At 33.3% G+C, this 24,283-nt stretch carries 23 protein-coding genes; 13 read left to right on the top strand and 10 right to left on the bottom strand.

Going from position 1 to position 24,283, the window contains the following annotated elements; translation table 11 throughout:
• Positions 1-89 precede the first annotated feature (89 nt).
• The 4 genes from B3578_RS13980 (at position 90) to B3578_RS13965 (ending at position 3,195) form a co-directional block, all read left to right on the top strand.
• The gene (locus tag B3578_RS13980; protein ID WP_291049676.1) at positions 90-1,412 is read left to right on the top strand and encodes a TolC family protein; all 1,323 of its coding nucleotides are present in this window, start codon (positions 90-92) and stop codon (positions 1,410-1,412) included.
• A 152-nt stretch (positions 1,413-1,564) separates the two neighbouring features.
• Positions 1,565-2,236 carry a tRNA (adenosine(37)-N6)-threonylcarbamoyltransferase complex dimerization subunit type 1 TsaB gene (tsaB, locus tag B3578_RS13975; RefSeq protein WP_038335034.1) on the top strand — a complete coding sequence of 224 codons (672 nt, stop codon included), beginning with the start codon at positions 1,565-1,567 and terminating at the stop codon, positions 2,234-2,236.
• 18 nt (positions 2,237-2,254) lie between these two features.
• Positions 2,255-2,638, top strand: a complete 384-nt coding sequence (locus B3578_RS13970; RefSeq protein ID WP_280049058.1) for a DUF423 domain-containing protein — start codon at positions 2,255-2,257, stop codon at positions 2,636-2,638.
• A 35-nt stretch (positions 2,639-2,673) separates the two neighbouring features.
• A complete protein-coding gene (locus tag B3578_RS13965; protein ID WP_280051220.1) occupies positions 2,674-3,195 on the top strand; it encodes a hypothetical protein in 522 nt (173 codons plus the stop codon).
• A gap of 33 nt (positions 3,196-3,228) precedes the next feature.
• Here the strand turns inward: B3578_RS13965 and B3578_RS13960 are convergent, their stop codons facing one another.
• The 4 genes from B3578_RS13960 to B3578_RS13945 form a co-directional block, all read right to left on the bottom strand.
• Positions 3,229-3,423 (bottom strand): cytochrome b/b6 domain-containing protein, encoded by a 195-nt coding sequence (locus B3578_RS13960; protein WP_257468028.1) that lies wholly within the window; start codon positions 3,421-3,423, stop codon positions 3,229-3,231.
• Positions 3,424-3,446: 23 nt separating this feature from the next.
• Positions 3,447-3,788: a cytochrome b/b6 domain-containing protein gene (locus B3578_RS13955; RefSeq protein WP_257468027.1), complete on the bottom strand. Its 342-nt coding sequence runs from the start codon at positions 3,786-3,788 to the stop codon at positions 3,447-3,449.
• A gap of 55 nt (positions 3,789-3,843) precedes the next feature.
• Positions 3,844-4,344, bottom strand: coding sequence for a hypothetical protein (locus B3578_RS13950; RefSeq protein ID WP_291049667.1), 501 nt, complete (start codon positions 4,342-4,344; stop codon positions 3,844-3,846).
• Positions 4,345-4,505: 161 nt separating this feature from the next.
• Positions 4,506-5,192, bottom strand: coding sequence for a YceI family protein (locus B3578_RS13945; RefSeq protein WP_291049664.1), 687 nt, complete (start codon positions 5,190-5,192; stop codon positions 4,506-4,508).
• Between the two features lie 100 nt (positions 5,193-5,292).
• Between B3578_RS13945 and B3578_RS13940 the strand changes: the two genes are divergently transcribed.
• Together B3578_RS13940 and B3578_RS13935 are read left to right on the top strand one after the other, a co-directional pair.
• Positions 5,293-6,306 (top strand): ABC transporter ATP-binding protein, encoded by a 1,014-nt coding sequence (locus B3578_RS13940; protein ID WP_291049661.1) that lies wholly within the window; start codon positions 5,293-5,295, stop codon positions 6,304-6,306.
• Complete coding sequence (locus B3578_RS13935; protein ID WP_286495302.1) at positions 6,297-6,836, top strand: GNAT family N-acetyltransferase; 540 nt, start codon at positions 6,297-6,299, stop codon at positions 6,834-6,836. The genes B3578_RS13940 and B3578_RS13935 overlap by 10 nt, the downstream gene beginning before the upstream one ends.
• An 82-nt stretch (positions 6,837-6,918) precedes the next feature.
• On the opposite strand, the gene B3578_RS13930 is transcribed toward B3578_RS13935, so the two are convergent.
• From B3578_RS13930 to B3578_RS13920, 3 genes are read right to left on the bottom strand one after another with little or no spacing between them, the layout of a single operon-like run.
• A complete protein-coding gene (locus B3578_RS13930; protein WP_291049658.1) occupies positions 6,919-7,695 on the bottom strand; it encodes an alpha/beta fold hydrolase in 777 nt (258 codons plus the stop codon).
• 3 nt (positions 7,696-7,698) lie between these two features.
• Positions 7,699-8,424 carry a pyridoxine 5'-phosphate synthase gene (locus tag B3578_RS13925; protein WP_291049654.1) on the bottom strand — a complete coding sequence of 242 codons (726 nt, stop codon included), beginning with the start codon at positions 8,422-8,424 and terminating at the stop codon, positions 7,699-7,701.
• A 9-nt stretch (positions 8,425-8,433) separates the two neighbouring features.
• Positions 8,434-9,693, bottom strand: a complete 1,260-nt coding sequence (locus B3578_RS13920) for a mechanosensitive ion channel family protein (protein ID WP_291049651.1) — start codon at positions 9,691-9,693, stop codon at positions 8,434-8,436.
• Positions 9,694-9,758: 65 nt separating this feature from the next.
• Between B3578_RS13920 and B3578_RS13915 the strand changes: the two genes are divergently transcribed.
• The 6 genes from B3578_RS13915 (at position 9,759) to ggt (ending at position 19,973) form a co-directional block, all read left to right on the top strand.
• Positions 9,759-10,244, top strand: coding sequence for a DUF456 domain-containing protein (locus B3578_RS13915; protein ID WP_125350498.1), 486 nt, complete (start codon positions 9,759-9,761; stop codon positions 10,242-10,244).
• 110 nt (positions 10,245-10,354) lie between these two features.
• Positions 10,355-10,816, top strand: coding sequence for a ribosome assembly cofactor RimP (gene rimP / locus B3578_RS13910; protein ID WP_291049648.1), 462 nt, complete (start codon positions 10,355-10,357; stop codon positions 10,814-10,816).
• 15 nt (positions 10,817-10,831) lie between these two features.
• Entirely contained in the window at positions 10,832-12,067 is a 1,236-nt protein-coding gene (gene nusA / locus B3578_RS13905; protein ID WP_280037281.1) for a transcription termination factor NusA, read from the top strand.
• 63 nt (positions 12,068-12,130) lie between these two features.
• Positions 12,131-15,190 carry a translation initiation factor IF-2 gene (gene infB, locus B3578_RS13900; RefSeq protein ID WP_291049645.1) on the top strand — a complete coding sequence of 1,020 codons (3,060 nt, stop codon included), beginning with the start codon at positions 12,131-12,133 and terminating at the stop codon, positions 15,188-15,190.
• Positions 15,191-15,428: 238 nt separating this feature from the next.
• A complete protein-coding gene (locus B3578_RS13895; RefSeq protein ID WP_291049642.1) occupies positions 15,429-18,230 on the top strand; it encodes a TonB-dependent receptor in 2,802 nt (933 codons plus the stop codon).
• Positions 18,231-18,305: 75 nt separating this feature from the next.
• Positions 18,306-19,973: a gamma-glutamyltransferase gene (gene ggt / locus B3578_RS13890; RefSeq protein ID WP_286495295.1), complete on the top strand. Its 1,668-nt coding sequence runs from the start codon at positions 18,306-18,308 to the stop codon at positions 19,971-19,973.
• Between the two features lie 53 nt (positions 19,974-20,026).
• Here the strand turns inward: ggt and B3578_RS13885 are convergent, their stop codons facing one another.
• The gene (locus B3578_RS13885) at positions 20,027-20,308 is read right to left on the bottom strand and encodes a GNAT family N-acetyltransferase (RefSeq protein WP_286495294.1); all 282 of its coding nucleotides are present in this window, start codon (positions 20,306-20,308) and stop codon (positions 20,027-20,029) included.
• Between the two features lie 24 nt (positions 20,309-20,332).
• On the bottom strand, positions 20,333-21,205 hold the full coding sequence (locus tag B3578_RS13880; RefSeq protein WP_291049637.1) for a pirin family protein: 873 nt from the start codon (positions 21,203-21,205) through the stop codon (positions 20,333-20,335).
• A gap of 241 nt (positions 21,206-21,446) precedes the next feature.
• Between B3578_RS13880 and B3578_RS13875 the strand changes: the two genes are divergently transcribed.
• Positions 21,447-22,172, top strand: coding sequence for a hypothetical protein (locus B3578_RS13875; protein ID WP_219033831.1), 726 nt, complete (start codon positions 21,447-21,449; stop codon positions 22,170-22,172).
• Between the two features lie 50 nt (positions 22,173-22,222).
• Here B3578_RS13875 and B3578_RS13870 read toward each other — a convergent pair whose 3' ends face one another.
• Positions 22,223-24,202 (bottom strand): urocanate hydratase, encoded by a 1,980-nt coding sequence (locus B3578_RS13870; protein ID WP_291049617.1) that lies wholly within the window; start codon positions 24,200-24,202, stop codon positions 22,223-22,225.
• Between the last annotated feature and the right edge of the window lie 81 nt (positions 24,203-24,283).

The following is a 24,283-nucleotide window of genomic DNA, read 5'->3' as shown; positions in this document are numbered from 1 at the left end:
CCAAATAAAAACTTTAAGTCGAATTTCGTAACATTTTGGTTAGAAATTCGACTTATTTTATATCTTTAATTTTCTGACAAGAATAGTCTATGAAACAATTATTTTTTACTTTACTATTTATTACTTCTCTTCCTTCGTTTGCCCAAGAAGGATGGACAATTGAAAAATGTATTGAATATGCTTCGAAAAATAATTTGACTGTTCAACAGAATACCATCAACCAAGAAATTTTTAATAAAAATTTAGAATTAACCTATAACGCTTGGTTGCCAACGGTTTCGGGTTATGTAGATACTAACTTTACAATCGGAACTTATAATCCAACAATAGAAAAGGGATATTATCAATTTGCGCATTCATTTGGCGTACAATCTAGCATCAATATTTACAATGGTGGAGTTGTTCAATTGAATAAAGACAAAGCTGCTTTGGAATTAGAAGCGTCGAAAGTACAAACTGCGATGACGATAAATGATATTTCGTTACAAGTTGCAAATTATTATTTGGCGGTTTTATTGAACAAAGAATTGAAACAAGTTGCAGTAGGAAATCTAACTATTTCGAAACAATTATTGGATCAAAATCAAAAGAAATTCAAAGCTGGTTCAGTAGCTCAATCTGTTGTTGCTCAATCTGAATCTGAAGTCGCGACAAATACACGTGAAGTGGTAAATGCACAAATCGAAATAGAGCGTGCATTGTTCAATTTAGCGATGTTGTTGCAATTAAATGATTACCGAAATTTTGCTGTAACTGATGTCAAAATTCCAGATAATGTAACGTCTCAATTGTATAATTTGGATGATGTGGTAGAAACGGCTTATCAAAATCAGCCTTCTGTAAAACATGCCGAATTGCAAATTGATGTTGCTGCGAAAGAAACTCAAATCGCGCGAACTTCATTATTTCCAAAAGTGACAGGAAGTTTCAATTTCGGAACGAATTATCTACAATATTTCAATAAAAGATTACGTCAAGATGCATTATTAGAGCAATTAGGACATAATGTAACAGGCGTTTTTGGAGTTGGTGTGAGTATTCCAATTTGGAATCAATATTCCTATAAAATTAATATTCAGAAAGCATTAATCAACGAGGATTTAGCAAAAGTTGACCTTCTACAATCGAAACAAGATGTGCTGAAAAATGTTCAATCTGCGTATTTCGAAGTAAATAGTTCTTATGCGTCATACGACTCGTCGAAAGAAGCGGTAAAATATGCGAAAATTTCATACGATTTTGCACAAAAATCTTACAATGCTGGAGTCATTAATCAATACGATTTTAACCGTTCGCGTAATGATATGATGGTTGCAGAATCGCAAATGTTGCAAGCGAAATACAATTACATTTTTAAACAAAAAGTATTAGATTTCTATGCTGGCGTTCCAATAACGTTGGAAGGAAAATAGAGGTTAAATGAAGTAAATAGAGAAAATATTAATCAAATTATTGAAAATTATTTTCATAAAAGAGTTTCAGAGTGTAATAAATATTTCTAAATCTATTCTAAAATCATAAATTCAAACTTTATACATCAATTTTCCTTGTGTATCTTTGCAACATGGCAACAATCTTAAATTTAGAAACTTCAACAAAAAATTGTTCGGTTTCGATTGCTAAAGATGGCGTTCAACTATGTTTGGTTGAAGAAAGTGATGAAAATTATGCACATGGTGAAAAACTGAATCAGTTTGTGGATTGGTGCGTGGAAGGCGCGCAAATAAATTGGAAAGATATAGAGGCGGTTTGTGTTTCAAAAGGCCCAGGTTCTTACACAGGTTTGCGTATTGGCGTTTCGTCTGCCAAAGGTTTTGCATATGGATCTGATATTCCACTTATGGCAATTAATTCGTTGCAAATTTTGGCGGAATCACAATTGAATCAAGAGGTCGATTATATCATTCCGATGATTGATGCAAGACGAATGGAAGTCTATACAGCTTTGTTTGATAAGCAAGGAAATCAGTTAACAGAAACAGAAGCTAAAGTAATCGATGAAACTTCTTTTGAAGAATTGAAAGGAAAGAAAATTATTTTTGTGGGTGATGGAGCAGAAAAATGTCAAGAAGTTTTAGCGCATTTAGATGCTACGTTTATACAAACTTTTCCATCGGCAAAAGATATGATTCGTGTTGCGGAAGAAAAATTTAACCAAAAATCATTTGAAGATGTTGCGTATTTCGAGCCATATTATCTGAAAGATTTTGTTGCCGGAAAAAAGAAATCTGAATAAAATAAAAAGAGATAATTTATGAAAAATCTTGTGTTGACAATTGCTTCATTATACGGAATGACGGCGGTTATATTAGGCGCTTTCGGAGCTCATGCGTTCAAGAAAATTTTACCAGCCGAAAAATTAGCAAGTTTTGAAGTCGGAGTACGTTATCAAATGTATCACGCAATTGTTTTGTTAGCTGTTGGAATGTATTTTCAATTTAATAACGGATTAGAACGTTCTGCAGCTTGGTGTTTAATTGCCGGAACATTTGTTTTTTCTGTAAGTATCTATTTGTTGTCATTCGCAGAACATTGGAACGCAAATCTTAAATTTTTAGGGCCGATTACGCCACTTGGAGGTCTATTTATGATTATCGGTTGGGGTTTATTGGCTTGGATTTTTATGAAAGGAAAATAATTTTCTTTAAATTTATATAATTGTTAATCAGTTATATGGATTTGTGGAATAAACTATTGGTTGGATTATTATTTTTACTTGCAATTAATACAAAAGCGCAAGATAAATTAGTATTGACGACTCCTTTAATCTTTAAACATAGCAACTTTGAATTGAAATTGTTTAATAATCAACAATTCAAATACAAGTCGGTTTTTTATAACTGTATTGTAGAGTTAGATAAAAACGGTAAAGAAATCAATAATGCTAATTATGATTTTGCTGAAGGAACTTATCAAGTAATGGATAATAAATTAATCTTAACTGTAAAATCATCAAGTGGCTATTATTTCTTAGAGAAAGAATATTACTTTTTGATTCTTGATAAAAAGACTTTTTTGATGTCTAATAAGGATCGAAAAAATCTCAAAGAAGCAAGAATGCAAAGGTCAAATAAATCTTTTCCGAATTATATTATAGATACGGATAATCGTAGAGAATATACATTTTATAGTACTGATCAAAAAGTAACTATCGAAGGTTACGAAAAAGATAAAATATATCAAATGTTTAAATAAAAAAGACACTTTATAAAGTGTCTTTTTCTATTTTTAATCTTTACCATTTATCATTTTAGAAACAATTCCAGAATTTTTATTGACTTCATCGATAATAACTCCAATGAGATGAATAAGAAAAAAGATAGGAAACCAATAAATTGCAGTTTTATGCAGTTCTTCCATTGGGTCTTTGTAAGTTCCATTTCCCCACATTAAATAAAATCCTGTCACAATATTAATTAGCATTAACAAATAGAAAATCATATAAATTATTCCCTGAAACTTTTCGGATGTTGAATGACTTTCAAAGGATTAGGAAATCGGATTCCCTTTACCAGCATATAAACAATTCGGACAGCAAAAAGACCTAAAGCGATATAAGCAAATATTTCGTGCCATTGCCACATTGGTTCTAAAGAACTTCTTCCAATTGTTTTTAAAGTAGCGTCAGAAATGTTTAAACCTTCTTTTGAAACTTCATTGGTAATTAAAGCAGAAAGATTTTTCTTGCTCATCCATTCCATTCTCAAAAAACCAGTTAAGAAAAGCATTATCATCGATATTCCGATTGTCCAATGTAATAATCGATGAGTTAAAGTAAACTTTTTCATAATTTATAGTGATTAAAAAAACCTCTCAAAATTGAGAGGTTTTTGTCGTATTTTTTTATTCAAAATCGTCTTCTGCGAATTCGAATTCTTCAAATGTACATTCTATTTCGAAAGGAATATCTTTTTCAGATTCTTCTACAAAATCTTGCACTTCACCTTTCCAGTTCAAGGTCAAAATTCCTTTATCGTTTACACTAAAAGTTAATTCGTTGTTTACTGTTTCGTAATCTTCTTCCGAAACATTCAACGTTGTGTAATATACTTCCACAGTTTCACCTTCTTCGTCTTCTTCCTCGGCAAAACCGTAAGGAATAGAAACTTTTTTACCGTTTAATTCTTCTACAGATTCTACGTCCAAAGGAAAATCATCAATAAATAAAGAAAGTTGAGGAAAATCGTTTTGTAACGAATCGCCTTCTACGTGTTCTAAGTCATCAGTCGAATGTATTTCGACCAACAAACATTTTTTATTTCCTTGAAAAACGACTTTGCATAACGATTTTTCAATATTATAATTAAATGTTTCATCCGGATGGAAGAACTTAATTGTTTTCATTGTTTTGTTAATGTATGTTATTAATTATGAGTACGAATATAATTAAGTTCAATTAATTATCACAAAAAAAATGAGAGAAATTATATTTTTTCGCCTCTAAAACAAAAAAGCCATCTATCTAAGATAAATGGCTTCTATTATTTTATGAATATTCAATTCGATTATTTTGCAGCTTCTTCAGTTGCAGCAGCTGGTTTAGCTGATAAATCTACTTGTAATAAAACTTCGTCTTTTATGATAGAACCTCCAGCACCTACGAATGCAATTCCGAAATCTTTACGGTTAATTCCGAATTCTTCAGATTTGATTGTTACACCATTCGCATCAACAGTTACATTAGCTTTGAAAGTTACATTTTTAGGAACTCCACGGAAATCTAAGTTTCCAGAAATTTCTGAATTGTAATCTCCACCTTCTAAAGTTTTAACTCCTGTAATTTCGAAAGTTGCAGTTGGGAATTTTTCAACGTCTAAGAAATCAGCAGATTTTAAGTGTCCATCTAATTTTCCTTTGCTTTCTGCATCAGCATCTAAATCTTTAGATTCGAAAGAAGCAAAATCAGCAACAAATTTTCCTGATTCTAAAACTCCGTCGTGTACTTTTACAGAACCTTCTTTTAATTTTACAACTCCGTAGTGACCTTCTTCTGGTTTGTTAATATCGTCAAAAGTTTTTCCACCTTTCCAATTTACAACAGATGCAGTTGTATCAACAGCATATTCTGCAGCTCCTTCAGTTGATGTTGCTCCTTCTTGAGCTTCAGTTGCAGCTTTAGTTTCAGTTTTTCCTCCACAAGAAGTTAATGCAACAGCAGAAACAACAGCCAATCCTAAGAATAATTTTTTCATATTGCTTTTTTTAATTTTTTCTTTTACAAAACTATAATATAAATTAATAGTTGATATTGATTTATATCAATAAATGAAATAATTAAACAATTATTTCATATTGAATAAATCTAATACCTTAGCCAAACATAAGAAAAATTATTCAATCGTGCTAAACGTAAAACAACTCAGTTATAATTATCCAGATTTCGAAGAAAAAGTACTCGATAACATCAATTTTGCAGTTAACAAAGGCGAAGTGGTAAGTATTATCGGAGAAAGTGGAAGTGGAAAATCAACTTTACTGAAATTGATTTATGGATTGTTGGATTTTAAAGAAGGAGAAATTTACTATCATACCAAAAAATTACGCGGACCTGCTTATAACTTGATTCCAGGTCATAAGATGATGAAATACGTAGCGCAAGATTATGATTTGTTAGATTTTGTAACGGTTGGTGAGAATGTCGGGAAATTTTTAAGTAATTTTGATTTAGAGCTTAAACAACAACAAATTGACGAAGCGTTAACGGTTGTTGAAATGTTAGAGTATAAACATATTTTTCCGAATAAGTTGAGTGGTGGTCAGCGACAGCGTGTGTCTATTGCACGAGCTTTGGCACAACAACCCGAAATTTTGTTGTTGGATGAACCTTTTTCTAATTTAGATCAAATATTAAAATTAACCATTCGAGAAAAAATTATGGATTGGTGTAAAGCGCATCAAATTACAGTGATTTTTACAACGCATGATTTGAATGATGCTTTTTATACTTCGGATAAAATTTTAGTTTTGCAAAACGGAAAAATGATTCAGTATGATGAGGTCGAGAATGTGCGAAATTCTCCTGCAACAGCTTATGTGGCCAAACTTTTTGGTTATGTAAATGTGTTGGATGATTCGCAAGATTTAGGAATTGATTCGTCTAAAATTGTGATTTATCCAGAAGAAATTACAATTTCAGAAAATGGAAAATTCGAAGGAAAAGTAATTTCATCAAAATTTCAGGGAAGAGATTATTTGGTAAGATTTACATTCAAAAACATTGAATTGTTGATTTATTCTTCTCAAAAATTAATGAAAGATGAGTTGATACATTTTGAAGTTATAAAATTTCATCAATTATGCATTTAGAAAGTTTACAAGTAACGGAATTGTGTAGCGAACGATTAATTTTGATGCCGTTCACGATTTCCATTTGCGAAAATATATTACAGAATAATTATACCGAATTAGAGCAATTAAATTTAGTTAGAGGAAAAGGTTGGCCAGATGCAGATGTAATAGAAACATTGCCTCGAATTATTGTAAACTTGTCTAAAGTTGACGCACCAACAGGTTTCGAATCGTGGATGATTATCAAGAAATCAACACGAGAAATAATTGGTGACATTGGTTTTAAAGGTTATAATTTTGTTGGAAGAAGTTGTGATATTGGTTATGGAATTATCGAAGCAGAAAGAAAACAAGGTTTTGCCGCTGAAGCAGCTGCGGAATTGATAAATTGGGCATTTACAAAAGAAACTTTAGAAGAAGTAACCGCTTGTTGTTTGATAGAAAATATTGGTTCAACGAAACTTTTGACAAAACTAAATTTCTCTGAATTGAGTCGAGATTCAACTATGATTTATTGGTCGTTGTTGAGAGAAAATAAATTGAGTTAAAAATAGATTCTTCGACAAGACCGGAATGACAATCAGATATAAAAAAAAGCGAGGTTCAAATTTTGAGCCTCGCTTTTTTTAATTATTTATTCAACAAAAAGTTCAAAACCTCTGCTGTAAAATCTTTCGGATTTTCAGCATGTAACCAATGTCCTGCATTTGCAATTTTCTTGATTTCCGCATTTGGAAAACGTTCCTTGATAATCATTTCATCTTCTGGCATAATGTAATTTGAATTTGCACCACCCAAAAATAAAGTTGGACCATCAAATTTGCCTTTTAACAATTCAGAACCAACCATTTCTTGGTAAAATTTATCTAAAACATCTAAATTGAATCGAAAAGCATATTTTCCATTATCGGCGTGGTAAACGTTTTTCAACAAAAATTGTCGCACACCAATTTCAGGAATATATTGTTCCAAAGTCGTTTCTACATCTTTTCGAGTTTCAACTTGATCAAAATTAACAGATTTCAACGCTTTGAAAATCGCATTATGATGAGGTTGATACGCTTTTGGTGCCATATCCACAACAATCAAATGATCTAATCTATTTTGATGAATCATCGTAAAATCAATCACAATTCTTCCGCCAAGCGAATGTCCCAACAAATGTGCTTTTTCAATAGAATTTGCATCCATATAATTCACGATATCTTGTGCCATCGCTGCTAAAGAAGAATCTTCGCTATGAAAACTACGTCCATGATTGCGTAAATCAATCAAATGTGTTGTAAAATATTCGCCAAAATGTTTTCCTAATGTGCTCCAATTATCCAATTGTCCAAACAATCCATGAAAAACCAATAAATGTTTTTCACCAGAGCCGACAATTTTGCTATGTAAGATTTCTGCCATTTTCTACAAATTTGCTAATTCAATTTTACGTAAATACGCTTGTATCGTATTTTCTAAACCTAAATATAGAGCTTCAGAAATTAACGCGTGACCAATAGAAACTTCTGCAATTGTTGGAATTTCGCGAATAAAATATTCAATATTATCTAAACTCAAATCGTGTCCAGCATTTACAGCCAATCCATTTTCGATTGCTAATTTTGCCGTTTCTTTATAAGGAAGAATTGCGTCAAGATTTCCTAAACCGTATTGCGTCGCAAATTCTTCTGTGTACAACTCGATTCGATTAGCACCAGTTTTCGCAGCACTTTCAATTAAAGCAGGATTTGGATCTAAGAAAATAGAAGTTCTGATTCCAGCATCTTTAAACGTTTTAATCACATCTGTTAAATAATCAAAATGTTTGATTGTATCCCAACCAGCGTTTGATGTAATCGCATCTTCTGCATCAGGAACCAAGGTAACTTGTTCTGGTTTTGAGTTTAAAACCAATTCCATAAAACTATCAATCGGTTTTCCTTCAATATTAAATTCAGTTGTTACAACAGGTTTCAAATCGTAGACATCTTGGTAACGAATATGACGTTCGTCTGGACGCGGATGAATCGTAATTCCTTGTCCTCCGAATTCCTGAATTTTGATTGCCGCTTCTACAAGATTTGGCGTATTTCCACCACGCGCATTACGAATTGTAGCAATTTTATTTATATTAACACTTAATTTAGTCATGATTTTATATTATAATTTTTTTATATCAGAAAGCGAAATGCTTTGCATAATTTCTAAGTCAAATTTACGACAAGCTGTTAACAAATGATCGAAAATATCAGACTGAATTCTTTCAAACTCCAAATTGCTTGCCGAAGTTGTAAAACATCCAATTTCTAAGGGCATTCCAAGCGGAGAAACAGGTAATTGTTTTACGATAATTGGATCATTTTGCGAAACTGTTTTCAAACTTTTTAAATAATGTTCAACATAAATTCTAAAAACACCAATATTGGTTAAGTTTTTACCATTAATATCTAAATCAGAATTTTCAATGTTTTGATTATAGATAGAGATTTCGTGACGTTTTTGTTGAATATAATGATGAATTAAAGTAATATTTTTGAAACGATTTAACATTTCTTCGTTACAAAACTGAAACGAATTTACATTAAACGAAACAGAACGTTTTATTTGACGTGTTTCAGTTGCCAACATCGCCATATGATTGGTTACCTGAGACGATACCAAATCTACAGTTGGAACCGTTGCAATAGATTTATCAAACTTCTCAATTTTCACCAAATTGATGTTAATTTCTTTTACTGTTCCTTCAATATCGCCTTTGGAAACGGTAATCCAATCGCCAACTTTTACAATTTTAGAATAGGAGATTTGCAAACCAGAAACAAATCCGAAAATTGCATCACGAAAAATCAATAAAACAGCTGCGGTTAAAGCTCCGAGAACGGTAATAATTGTGTTTTTATCAACCGTAAACAAAATCATTATTCCAGAAATAATCGCAAAAAATGTGATAATAAACTTCAACATTTGTCCAAAAGTTCGCACTCCAATTGTTGTATAACTATTTTCTTCGTTGTACACATCAATAATTGTATTGATAACTCGGAAAATAAGTTGCGTAAAAACGATTAATGAAATAAGTTGTGTAATGCGTTGAACAACATGAAAAATATTTCCTTCATTCTTGAACAAAATAACATTCATGCTTAATGCAAAACTGATTGGAATGAGATGAATAGCTGAAACAAAGACTTTGTTTTTGTACAAAAACTTCAACCAATCGTTTTCGGTGAAATTTTTCAGTTTTTTTAGAAGCGGAAGAATAATAGCTCTTAGCACAAAATCTAACACAAAAAGAATAGCTATCCAAGAGACAATTTCTAAGAAATTAAAAAGATTTTCAGACAAATCAATTTTGAAATATTGATTGAAAAAAAATTTTACACCATCAGAAAATTCTTCATAAAAAGATTTATCTTGCATAAGCTGTTAATTGAGTTTAAATAGATTTGTTTGTGCAAAGTTACAGTTTTAAAAATACTAAAATAATGGATAACGATAGTATACTAAATCTTATTAGTGGAATTTTATTGGTTGTTGGTTTGGTCGGAACTGTTTTGCCAGTTTTACCAGGAGCACCTTTGGCATTGGTCGGATTATTGGTTTTCAAATTCAGTGGGGATTGTAGTTACAATTGGGGAACGATAATTATTGCAGGACTTTTTGTGTTATTAGGTGCGCTTTTAGATTATTTATTACCAGCTTACATGACCAAAAAATTAGGTGGAACAAAATATGGAATTTGGGGATCTATTATCGGATTAATTATCGGATTATTTTTTCCACCAATTGGTTTTATCGTAGGTCCTTTTTTGGGAGCATTATTAGGCGAATTAATTTTTACTGCGGCTTCGCCTAAAGTTGCATTAAAATCTGCTTTCGGATCTTTTGTAGGATTTATTTTAACAACAGGTTACGACATTATATTAACGTTAATATTTATCGGAATATTTGTATATCAATTGATGAATTAATCAGATTAAATGGTTGAAATTAGGTCAATAAAAAAAAATGACCTATATTTGCAAAGAATTTAAAGGAATAAATGGAGGAGGGCTGGTTATAGCTCTCTTTTTCGTTGTATATGGATTCAAGTAAAGTAAAACAGCTGATAGACGAAGCAATTGCGGAAAATCCGTCATTGTTTCTTATCGATTGGAAAATCACTCCAGATGATAAAATTGTAATTTTAGCAGATGGAGACGAAGGTCTTTCAGTCGAAGAAATTGTAAGAATAAGCCGACATGTAGAGCATAATCTTGATAGAGAAGAATGTGATTTTGCATTAGAGGTTTACTCTCCTGGTGTAGGAAGTAACCTAACCATGCCACGTCAATTTGCTAAAAATGTAGGAAGAACTTTAGAAGCTACATTAAATGACAAAGTGATGGAAGGCGAAATTGTAGAAGCCGATGAAGAAGGTGTTACAATTTTTTGGGAAGCACGCGAACCAAAACCTGTAGGAAAAGGAAAAATTACAGTAGAACACGAAGAAAAAATAAATTACGCTGACATTAAGAAAGCGATTATAAAAGTCACCTTTTAAAAAAATTAAAGTTTAATGGACAATCTTGCATTAATTGAATCTTTTGGAGATTTTAAAGACGATAAGAACATCGACCGTATTACGCTGATGGCAATCTTAGAAGAAACCCTGAAAAGTGTTTTGAAAAAGAAATATGGTACAGATGATAACTTTGATATTATTGTAAATCCTGATAAAGGAGACTTAGAGATTTGGCACAACCGTATCGTTGTAGAAGACGGTTTCTCAGAAGACGACGCAACAGATATCGAATTATCTGAAGCACGTAAAATTGAGCCAGATTTTGAAGTAGGTGAAGAAGTATCGGAAAAAATTCCGATCGAAGCATTAGGTCGTCGTGCGATTTTAACATTACGCCAAACATTGGTTTCTAAAGTAATGGAGCATGATAACTCTAATTTATACGAGAAATTTAAAGGTTTAATTGGAGAAGTAGTTTCGGGAGAAATCCACTATGTACGTCACAAACAAGTGATTATTATGGATGATGAACAAAACGAAATGATTTTACCAAAAGAAAATCAAATACCATCAGATTTTTTCAGAAAAGGAGATACATTACGTGCAGTTGTAGATGACGTAAAATTAAGAGGAGCAAAACCTCAAATTATTTTATCTAGAACATCACCAAAATTCTTAGAGAAATTATTTGAACAAGAAATTCCAGAAATTTTAGACGGATTAATTACAATCAAAAATGTAGTTCGTATCCCTGGAGACAAAGCAAAAGTTGCAGTAGAATCTTACGATGATCGTATCGATCCAGTAGGAGCTTGTGTCGGAATGAAAGGATCTCGTATCCATTCAATTGTACGCGAATTACGTAACGAGAATATCGACGTAATTAACTACACAAATAACATGAGTTTGTTTATTCAACGTGCTTTAAGCCCAGCTAAAATTTCGAATATCGAAATTAATGAAGAAGAAAACAAAGCCTTAGTTTACGTAAATGCAGACGAAGTTTCGAAAGCAATTGGTAAAGGAGGTTACAATGTTCGTTTAGCTTCTAAATTAGTTGGAATGGAAATTGATATTTTCAGAGAAGGAGCCCAAGACGAAGACGTAGAATTATCAGAATTCTCAGACGAAATCGATGCATGGGTAATCGATGCATTTAGTGCTATCGGGTTAGATACTGCCAAAAGTATTTTAGAACAAGATGTTGATGATTTAATTAAACGTACGGATTTAGAAGAAGAGACGATCTTAGACGTAATCCGTGTGTTAAAAGAAGAGTTTGAAGATTAATTCATACTCAAGTCATAAACAATTCATACATTTGCAAACATTAAAATAAGAGATTAGCTTCATATGTCGGAAACAATAAGATTAAGTAAAGTATTAAAAGAATTAAATATATCAATAGATAGAGCTGTTGATTTTTTAGAAGGGAAGGGTACAACAGTAGAAAAAAATCCGAACTCTAAAATCGACGTGCCAACTTACGATATTTTAGTTAATGAGTTCCGATCTGATGCTAAACAAAAGCAAGCTTCCGGTGAAGTAGTCATTAACAAAATTTCAGATATCAAAGCCGCTGAGAAAAAAGAAGCAGAGGCAAAAGCTGCAACTGAAAAACCAGTAGAAAAGAAACCTGAAATCATTGAAACGACGAAAGTTGAATTGGAAGGACCAAAGACTGTTGGAAAAATAGACTTAGATGCTTTGAAACCTAAAGCCAAAGTAGAAAAATCTGCGGCAAAAGAAGAGGTGAAGAAAGAAGAAATCAAGAAAGAGGAGGCACCAAAAGCTGAACCTAAAACTGAATCAAAAGAGGAACCGAAAGGACCGAAAGTGATAAAAGTTATTGATCTTGATAAAATAAATAATACAGGTAAACCTAAAAAGCAAGATTCTCCAGCTCCTAAAAAAGAGCAAGCAGAACCTAAAAAGGCGGAAGCACCGAAGGCGGAAGTTAAAAAAGAGGTGAAGAAAGAAGAACCTAAAAAGGTGGAAGAGGTTAGAAAGCCTGAAATAAAAACGGAAGCGAAGCCTGAAGTGAAGAAAGAAGAAATTGAAGAAGTAGCAGCAGTTGAACCTCAAAAAATTGAAACTGTCTACACAAAATTAGATGGACCTAATTTTACAGGTGCAAAGATTGACTTATCTAAATTTGATAAGAAAAAAACTGACGATAAAAAAGGGAATCAAAAAGGTGCTAATAACGCTGCTGACAAGAAAAAGCGCAAACGTATCCAGAAAAACGTTAAACCAGAAGATGTAGCAAAAGCTGGAGAAAACGGAGGAAACAATAATAATCGTCAAGGTGGTAACAATAACCACGGAGGAAATAATAATAACCGCCAAGGTGGTAATAACAACCATGGAGGAGGAAATAATAACAACCGTCAAGGAGGTCAAGGACAAGGAGGAAATCGCCCAGGAGGTCAAGGCGGCAATCGTCAAGGTGGTGGAAACTTTAGAGGTGGAAACAATCGTGGACCAAGAGTTCCTCAAGTAGAACTTTCTGACGAAGATGTTAAAAAACAAATTAAAGACACTTTAGATAAACTTACTAATAAAGGAAAAGGATCTAAAGGGGCTAAACACAGAAGAGACAAACGTAAAGAGCGTCGTGAGTTTGCTGAGCAAGAGCAAGAAGCAATAGACATGGACAAAACTTTACATGTAACAGAATTTGTAACGGTTAACGAATTAGCTTCGTTAATGGATGTTTCTGTTACAGAAGTTATCTCTGCATGTATGTCATTGGGAATCATGGTTACCATGAACCAACGTCTTGAAGCGGATACAATTCAATTAGTTGCAGATGATTTCGGATTCGAAGCAGTATTTGCTAATGCTGAAGAAGAAATCTCAACTGAAGAAGAAGAAATCGATAACGAAGAAGATTTAGTAACTCGTGCGCCAATCGTAACTGTAATGGGACACGTTGACCATGGTAAAACATCTTTATTAGATTATATTCGTAAAGCAAACGTAATTGCTGGTGAGTCTGGAGGTATTACACAACACATTGGTGCGTATAACGTAACATTGCCAAGTGGTAAGCGTGTAGCGTTCTTAGATACACCAGGTCACGAGGCCTTTACAGCGATGCGTGCTCGTGGTGCTCAGGTAACGGATATTGCAATTATTGTAATTGCGGCCGATGATCAAATCATGCCACAAACACGTGAAGCAATTTCTCATGCTCAAGCAGCTGGAGTACCAATGGTATTCGCTATCAATAAAGTTGATAAACCAGCAGCTAACCCAGAAAAAGTAAAAGAGCAATTAGCTCAAATGAACTTATTAGTTGAAGACTGGAGTGGTACTTACCAATCTCAAGAAATCTCGGCTAAATCTGGTTTAGGAGTAGAAGATTTATTAGAAAAAGTATTATTAGAAGCTGAGGTATTAGACCTTAAAGCGAATCCAAAACGTAAAGCATCTGGTACAGTTGTAGAAGCTGCATTAGACAAAGGACGTGGATATGTTTCGACAATTATCGTACAAACAGGTACATTACACATCGGAGATTATGTATTAGCAGGATCTCACCATGGTAAAGTTCGTGCAATGTTAGATGAGCGTGGTAACAATATCAAAGTAGCTGGACCATCAACACCAGTTACAATATTAGGATTAGCGGGTGCGCCAACAGCAGGTGATAAGTTCAAAGTTTACGAAGATGAACGCGAAGCGAAACAAATTGCAACTCGTAGAGATCAATTACAACGTGAGCAAACTATTCGTACACAAAAACATATTACACTTGATGAGATTGGACGTCGTATTGCTTTAGGAGACTTCAAAGAGTTGAATATTATCTTGAAAGGGGACGTGGATGGTTCTGTAGAAGCATTGACAGACTCTTTACAAAAACTTTCGACAGAAGAAATTATTGTTAACATCTTACACAAAGGAGTTGGACAAATTACAGAATCTGACGTATTATTAGCTTCTGCTTCAGATGCGATTATTATCGGATTTAATGTTCGTCCTGGTGGATCTGCTCGTGATATTGCAGAAAAAGAAGAAGTTGAAATTAGAACTTACTCAATTATCTATGCTGCGATCGAAGAGATCAAAGAAGCGATGGAAGGAATGTTATCTCCAGAGTTGAAAGAGCAAGTAACAGGTAATATTGAGGTTCGTGAAACATTTAAAGTAACGAAAGTTGGTACTATTGCTGGATGTATGGTCTTAGACGGTAAAGTTTACAGAAACTCTAGTATTCGTATCATTCGTGACGGAGTTGTGATCCACGATGGTGAATTAGCTTCATTGAAACGTTTCAAAGATGATGTGAAAGAAGTTAGTAAAGGTTACGAATGTGGTCTTAACATCAAAAACTTCAACGATATTCAAGTAGGTGACATTATCGAAGCTTACGAAACTGTAGAGGTTAAAAAGAAATTGAAATAATCAATTCTCAACAAATATTTTAAAAGGAGCTCAATTTGAGCTCCTTTTTTTATGAAATTTTATTTAATAAAAATCAATACTCTACTTATTATATAGAATTATATTCTGTTATTAATTGTATTTTTAGAATAGATTTTTTGTTTAACATTAATTTAAAGTTTTCTTTTATTTTATTTAAAAACGACTTGTTTTATATTCTATAAAGTCTATAAATTTGCTAGACTTTAAAATTGTAAATATGAACAAGAAATTATACTCACTCAAAAAAATATTTTTTCTCACTGCTCTTTTTGGTGGAACATTTTTATTTGCCCAAACCAAAGTCACAGGTATGGTTGAAGATGTAAATGGACCAATCGATCAAGCAACGGTTAATGTAAAAGGAACGAATATCACGACAACAACAGATGTAGATGGTTTATATCAACTAACGTTAGAACCAGGGAAGTATGAAATTATTGTTTCAAAAATAGGTGAGCCAACAACGACGCAAACGATTAATGTGCTTGATGAAAATGAAGTTTCTTTAGATTTCTTTTTACAATCAATCAATTCGGAGACTGATCTTAGCGAAGTTGTTTTAATTGGTTCGCGCGCAGTCGGACGTACACAATTAGATTCTTCAACACCAGTTGATGTGATAGATATTAAAGAGGTTACAAAAGATGTAGGACAAGTTTCGTTAAATCAAATCTTAAATTATGTAGCACCATCTTTTAGCTCGAATACGCAAGTTATTTCTGACGGAACAGATCATATAGATCCTGCTTCTTTGCGCGGTTTAGGACCAGATCAAGTATTAGTTTTGATTAATGGAAAACGTCGTCATACAACATCATTGGTTAATATTAATGGTTCGTTTGGTAAAGGTTCTGTCGGTACAGATTTGAATGCAATACCAACTTCTGCAATTAAACGAATTGAAATTCTTCGAGATGGAGCCGCGGCTCAATATGGTTCTGATGCGATTGCAGGTGTGATTAATATTGTCTTGGAAGATTCGACAGATAAACTACGCGCGTCAATTTCGTATGGAGGAAATCTTTCGAAAAATGCAGAAGATAATTTTGATGGCGAAACTTTTCAAGCGAATGTGAATTATGGTGTAAAAGTTGGAGAAAAAGGAGGATTTGTAAATGTTGCAGGTTCTTACGACAAGCGTCAACCATTCAATCGTCAAAAAGAATTTACAGGAACAATTTTTTCAGATTATAATCGACCAGATTTATATCCAAATCCAACTGGAAAAGATATTACAGAGGAGGAATTAGCCCGCCGTGGAGAAACGCGTGCTGATTATGTTTCGCGTATTGGACAATCAAAAAATGAAGGAGGTGCGATTTTTATTAATTCACTTTTCCCAGTTTCAGATAAAACCGAAATTTATGCATTTGGAGGATTAAATTATCGTTTAGGAGAATCAGCAGCCTTTCGTCGTCAGCCTGCTCAGTTGCATCAAACTGTTGCGTCAATTTATCCAAATGGATTTTTACCATTGATTCAAACCAATAATTACGATCGCTCTTTAGCAGCGGGAATTCGTAGTGAAATTAACGGTTGGAAAGTTGATTTTTCGAACACATACGGAAATAATACCATCGATTTTGGAGTAAAAAATACAGTTAACGCATCGATGAAAGAATCTTCACCAACATCTTTTGAAGCTGGTGGATATCGTTTTACGCAGAATACAACCAACCTAGATTTTACGCGTTTTTTTGATGATGTTTTAGCTGGAATTAATGTCGCTTTTGGTGCAGAATTTCGTTATGAAAATTATCAAATTGTAGGAGGTGAAGAGTCATCTTATGCGAATTATGGTAAAGTTCGTCAAATTGGTGTAGACGGAAATGGAAAGCCAATTTATGTACAAGATTTTAATGGAAATATCAATACATTATTCGCTGTAAATGGTACTGCTTTAGCAGGTGGAGCGCAAGCTTTTCCAGGATTTTTACCAGCGAATGAAGTCAATGCAAATCGTCATTCTGTTGCGGCGTATTTAGATACTGAATTTAATTTTACGAAAGATTTCTTAGTGGCTGCTGCGTTACGTTATGAAGATTATTCAGATTTTGGTTCAACATTAAATGGAAAAATTTCGACTCGATACAAATTAGGAAACTATGTGTTGAGAGCCGCAGCAAGTACAGGATTTAGAGCGCCATCTTTACATCAATTATATTTTAGTGCAACATCAAGTTTATTCTTAGATGGAGCAATTTCTAATTCAGGAACTTTTACAAATGATAGTCGTGCTGCAAAATTATTAGGAATTCCACAATTGAACGAAGAAAAATCGAAATCAGTTTCGGCTGGAGCTACGGCAAATTGGGGAAAATTCAAATTGAGTGTTGACGGATATTTCATTAGAATTGATGACCGAATCATTTACACAGGATCTTTCACAGGAAGTAATGCAGCAAATGCATCAGCTCAAGACAAAGAGATTTACGAATTATTGCAACAAGCAAATGCAACTTCGGCTCGTTTCTTCGCAAATGCAATTGATACCGAAACGAAAGGAATAGATGTTGTTTTGACGTATCAAGATCGTTTGGGAGCAGGAAAATTACGTGGAGATTTATCGGCGACTTTTAGCAAGACAAATGTTGTAGGCGATGTACATGCTTCCGATTTATTGAAAGGAAAAGAGTCTACTTATTTTGATCGTTCAAGTCGTATTTATTTAGAATCGGCTATACCTCGTACAAAAATTAATTTATCCTTGAATTATTCATTGGATAAATGGAATGTTTACTTAAGAAACGTGTATTTTGGAGAAGTTGATGCAGCGACAAATACGGTGGCAGATTCGCAAACATTTAGCGGAAAAGTTGTAACAGATTTGAGTTTTGGTTATGCTTTCAACAAAAATATTTCGTTAACAATTGGTGCAAATAATTTGTTTGATATCTATCCTGATGAAACGAAAATTGGAGGAAATAGAGGAGCAGGATATTTCGTGTATTCACGTACTGGACAACAATTCGGAACTGGAGGACGTTTTGCTTTCGCTCGTTTATCATTAAGTTTATAATTTAAATAGTTTATATGTTTTACCAAATCTTTGTCGTAATTGATGAAGGTTTGGTATTTTGTTTAAATCGATTTTATGAAAAAAATATCATTTATTATAGTTTCATTCTTCGCGATTATTCAGTTGAATGCGCAAGAATCTTACAAAAATGGAGCTGTTGTAACAGCTCATCCCGAAGCTTCAAAAGTTGGAGTTGAAATTCTGAAAAAAGGTGGAAATGCGATTGATGCTGCTATTGCAGTTCAGTTTGCGTTGGCGGTTGTTTATCCAAATGCAGGAAATATTGGTGGCGGTGGATTTTTGGTTTATCGTGATGCAAAAGGAAAAACAGATGCGTTAGATTATCGTGAAAAAGCACCTTTAAAAGCAAGTGAAGATATGTATTGGGACAAAAATGGCAATGCAATTACTGATCTTAGTTTGTATGGACAATTTGCTGCAGGAGTACCTGGAACTGTAGATGGAATGGTGAAAGCGCACGAAAAATATGGGAAATTAAATTGGAAAGAATTAGTTCAGCCGGCTATTAGTTTAGCTCAAAAAGGATTTAAAATAACAAAACAACAAGCGAGCGAACTGACAAATAAGCATAATGATTTTGTAAAATATAATTCAAAAACGAATGCTTTAACGTCTAAATCATCTTGGAAAGAAGGAGATTTGTTGGTTCAAAAAGAATTAGCAAATACATTAAAATTAATTCAACAAAAAGGTCGTGCTGGTTTTTATGAAGGAAAAACGGCTGATTTAATAGTGAAAGAAATGAAACGCGGAAACGGAATTATTTCGCACGAAGATTTAAAACAATATCAATCGGTTTGGAGAACGCCAGTTTCGGGAAATTATAAAGGTCTTAAAGTAATTTCGATGCCGCCGCCTTCAAGTGGAGGAATTGCATTGGTTTCGTTATTTCAATCAATCGAAGATTATCCAATCAACAAATGGGGATTTCAAGCAGATTCTACAATTCAAGTGATGGTAGAAGCAGAGCGTCGCGTTTATGCTGATCGCGCAGAGCATTTAGGTGATCCAGATTTTATAAAAGTTCCGCAAAAACAATTGTTGGATAAAAGTTATAATGTAAATCGAATGAAAGATTTTTCGTTTGATAAAGCAACACCAAGTTCAGCAATTAAAGCGGGAGAAATAATTGGTAAAGAGTCAATGGAAACAACGCATTATGTAATTGTTGACAAAGATGGAAATGCGGCTTCTGTAACGACTACTTTGAATAATTCCTATGGATCTTTGGTTGTAGTAGAAGGTGCAGGATTTTTGTTGAATGATGAAATGGATGATTTTTCTGTAAAACCAGGTACACCAAATTTATATGGTTTAGTTGGAGGAAAAGCTAATGCGATTGAACCTTCGAAAAGAATGTTAAGTTCGATGACGCCTTCTATTTTAGAGAAAGATGGTAAATTGTTTATGGTTGTGGGAACGCCAGGTGGCTCTACAATTATAACGTCAGTTTTTCAAGCCATCTTGAATGTTGTTGATTTCGGAATGACGATGCAAGAAGCTGTTGCAGCACCAAGATTTCATCATCAATGGTTGCCAGACCAAATCGATTATGAGCCAAATGCAATTTCAGAAAACGTTCGTGAATCGTTAAAACAAAAAGGTTATACATTGAAAGAACGTAAACCTTACGGGCGTGTGGAAGGAATTTTGGTCAACACTAACGGAACATATCAAGCTGGTGCAGATCCAAGAGGAGATGACAAAGCAGTGGGATATTAAGAAATACAAAAGGAACTCGATTCGAGTTCCTTTTGTATTTTTAAGAGAAAACTTTATGATAAAACGTCTTTAATTTCTGGATTTTTATCAAACTGCGCTTTTGCGAAAGGACATAAAGGAATTACTTTTATATTATTATTTCTTGTCCATTCAACCAAGGCTAATAAAGCTTTTTTTCCTAAACCTTGTCCGCCATAAGCTTCGTCAACTTCTGTATGATCGATAATAATTTTATCATCACCAGCCCAAACATATGTCATTTCTCCAGCTTTTTTATCGCCATCTAAAACGACAAAAGCTCCATTTTTTTTATCATCAATTTGTTTAATTTCCATCAGTTTTATTTTTGAAGTTGTTTATTAATCTTCTAAAGTACCAAATTTTCCGTTATTAAAATCCTCAAAAGCTTCGCGAATTTGCTCTTGTGTATTCATCACAAAAGGACCATAAGAAGCGATTGGTTCATTTAGAGGTTCTCCACTCAAAATTAGTACAATGCTATTTTCAGTTGCTTCGATTGTAAAATCTTCTCCTTCGTTAGTAAATAATAATAAATGATCTGTTGGAACAATTTCTTGTTCATTTACTTTCACCTCACCTTCAATAACCAATAAAACGGTATTGTAATTTGCAGGAAAACTAAAATTCGCTTTTCCGCCTTCATTCAATTTTGCATTCAGCATATTAACAGGAGAAAAGGTAGATGCAGCACCTTTTGTTTGGTTGTATTCCCCAGCAATAACTTCGATAAAACCATTTTCAACTTCTACAGTAGGAATATCTTTATGTTCGATCGCCTGATATTTTGGAGTGCTCATTTTATCCTTTGCAGGAAGGTTTACCCATAATTGAACCATTTGAAAAATTCCACCTTGTTTATAAAATTCTTCTGCATGATATTCTTTGTGTAAAACACCAGAAGCTGCTGTCATCCATTGTACATCTCCTTGATGAATTGTTCCTCCTCCACCAGAACTATCATGATGAGAAACGCTTCCTTGATAAGCAATAGTAACCGTTTCGAAACCACGGTGTGGATGCACACCAACACCTTTTGGTTTGTCTGTTGCTGGAAAATGAAATTTTGAATTGTAATCTAACATAATAAATGGATCCATTCTTCTCATATCTAAATGATATCCACTTGGAATGAAGTTATGAACTCTAAAACCGTCTCCTACAAAATGTGGCTCTCTTGGCGCAATTACTGCTTCTATTTTTTTTGTATTCATAATGATTTTTTTATATGTTTTTATTTTTGTTATACAAATTTACGAAGCTAAATAGTTGATTATATTGATGTAGGTTAAGAAGTTGGTAACGTATTAATTAACATAGATTAATAATGTTTTGTAAATTTTTATTATTGATTGAATGTTAAATTTATATTTAAAACTTTAATACATAGTTGTGATTTTGTTATAAGAGTTAAATACTTATTATTTATATAATTGTTTGGAAATTAATAGTAATATGAGAAAACATTTATTCATCATTCTTTTTGGAATTAGTTTTTATTTATTTGGACAAGAAAATACGTATCGTTTTTTGTATGATATCCACCAAGAAACAATTTTCAATGATGAAATGAAGAAAAATACACCAAAAGACTTTTTGCCAGAAATAGTAAACGCGTTTAATGAATCTTATGAGTTTGAAGTGTTAGCTTCTAAAAATTATTCTTTTGTCAAATTAATAGAGAAAGTAAAGAACTCTCAGAATGATGCGGTTCGAATTTATCCAGAACCAAATTGGTTACTAAACGATTTTGAACATAATAAATCATATGAGTTTGCTGAATATGGTGATACGTATGTGGTGGATTCTATTAAGATAGAAGGTTTGAAACCTACAAAGGAAATGAAAGAAATTTTAGGTTTACAAGCTAAGAAATTTATCTTCGAAAATGATGAGTTTTACTACGAAATCTGGTTAGCAAAAATGAATGGAATTACGGTAAGCCCTTATTATTTTCAGTTCAAAAACTTTGTTGTAGTAGAATTATTTAAGAAGTTTAAAAAAGTTGAAGAGGGTGGTGGAAAGATGGAAAAAAGATATTTTTTGAAAGAGATTAGTCAAGAGAAAAAGTCTACAGATTTTATTAAATTAATTCCTAAAAAAGTACTTACTCCAAAAGAACTTCAAGAGAAAATTGATAAAATTAATCAGATGAGTCAAAATAATGAAGTAGAGAAATAATAATTAAAAAAGCATCTCAATTGAGATGCTTTTTTAATTTGATATATTATTTACAATAATTCTTCATCCACTATATTTGGTAATGTAACCTTTAACAAAGGTTCATCTTCCATTGCACGTTTTATAGCAAAAATAGCTTCTTCGTTTCTTGCCCAAGATCTACGAGCAATTCCGTTGTTCACATCCCAATGTAACATTGATTTTAAACGATTTTCAGCATCGGAAGATCCATCTAATAACATTCCGAATCCACCGTTAATAACTTCTCCCCAACCAACGCCGCCACCGTTGTGAATAGAAACCCAAGTTGCGCCACGGAAACTATCTCCAATAACATTGTGAATCGCCATATCTGCTGTGAATTTTGAACCATCGTAAATATTAGAAGTTTCGCGGAATGGAGAATCTGTTCCAGAAACATCATGATGATCACGACCTAAAACAACTGGTCCGATTTCACCTTTCGCAATTGCATCGTTAAACGCTTTCGCAATTTTAATTCGTCCTTCTGCATCTGCATATAAAATACGAGCTTGCGAACCTACAACTAATTTGTTTTCTTGTGCACCTTTTATCCATGTGATATTATCTTGCATTTGTTGCTGAATTTCCTTTGGAGAATGTTGCATGATTTCTTCTAAAACTTGACAAGCAATTTCATCTGTTGTTTGTAAATCTTCTGGTTTTCCTGAAGTACAAACCCAACGGAAAGGTCCAAATCCAAAATCGAAACACATTGGTCCCATAATATCTTGTACATAAGATGGATATTTGAAATCAATTTCGTTTTCTGCCATTACATCTGCACCAGCTCGAGAAGCTTCTAATAAAAAGGCATTTCCATAATCGAAGAAATACGTTCCTTTTGCTGTGTGTTTATTTACAGAATCTGCATGACGACGCAGCGATTCTTGAACTTTTTCTTTGAATAATTCAGGATTGTTTGCCATCATATCGTTGGCTTCATCAAATGATAATCCAACAGGATAATAACCGCCAGCCCATGGATTATGCAAAGAGGTTTGATCTGATCCTAAGTCAACGTAAACATTTTCTTGATCAAATTTTTCCCAAACATCCACTACATTTCCATCATAAGCAATGGAAACAACTTCTTTATTTTCTTTGGCTTCGCGAACACGAGCAACCAATTTATCTAAATCTGTAATTACTTCGTCCACCCAACCTTGTTCATGACGTTTGTATGTCGCAGCAGGATTCACTTCGGCAGTAACAGAAACAACACCTGCTATATTTCCCGCTTTTGGTTGCGCACCTGACATTCCGCCTAAACCAGCCGTAACAAATAATTTTCCTGCTGTTCCGTTATCATCTATTTTACGAGATCCGTTTAAAACTGTGATAGTAGTTCCATGTACAATTCCTTGCGGACCAATGTACATATAACTTCCAGCTGTCATTTGTCCGTATTGAGAAACGCCTAAAGCATTCATTTTTTCCCAATCATCTGGTTTCGAATAATTCGGAATTACCATTCCATTCGTTACAACAACACGTGGAGCGTTTTTGTGAGAAGGAAATAAACCCATCGGATGACCAGAATACATCACCAATGTTTGTTCGTCTGTCATTTCAGACAAATATTTCATTGTTAATAAATATTGCGCCCAGTTCTGGAAAACTGCGCCATTTCCTCCGTAAGTAATCAACTCTTCAGGATGTTGTGCAACTGCGTGATCCAAGTTATTTTGAATCATTAACTGAATTGCTTTTGCTTGTTCTGAATTTCCTGGGTAATCTGTAATTGGTCGAGCGAAAATTTTATAATCAGGCATCAAACGATACATGTAAATACGTCCAAAATTTTCCAATTCTTGTTTAAATTCTGGAATTAATTCAGCATGATCTTTTGGCTCGAAATAACGCAATGCATTTTTCAATGCTAACTTTTTTTCGTCTTCCGATAATATTTCTTTACGTTTTGGTGCGTGACTTACGTTAGGATCTCTGTCTTTTTTTTGAGGCAAAACAGAAGGAATACCTTGTTTTATTTGTTCTTGAAAAGTCATTTTTTTGTGTTTTATGTTTTAGGTTAAACGTTATAAGTTTTACGATTTTTTGTTGTCATACTGATTTCTATGACAAAACCA

It is taken from the genome of Empedobacter sp. UBA1574 (assembly GCF_002322895.1).
GTDB lineage: Bacteria > Bacteroidota > Bacteroidia > Flavobacteriales > Weeksellaceae > Empedobacter > Empedobacter falsenii_B.
The sequence above is the reverse complement of the archived record's forward strand: the minus strand, read 5'-3'. Positions and strand labels throughout refer to the sequence as shown.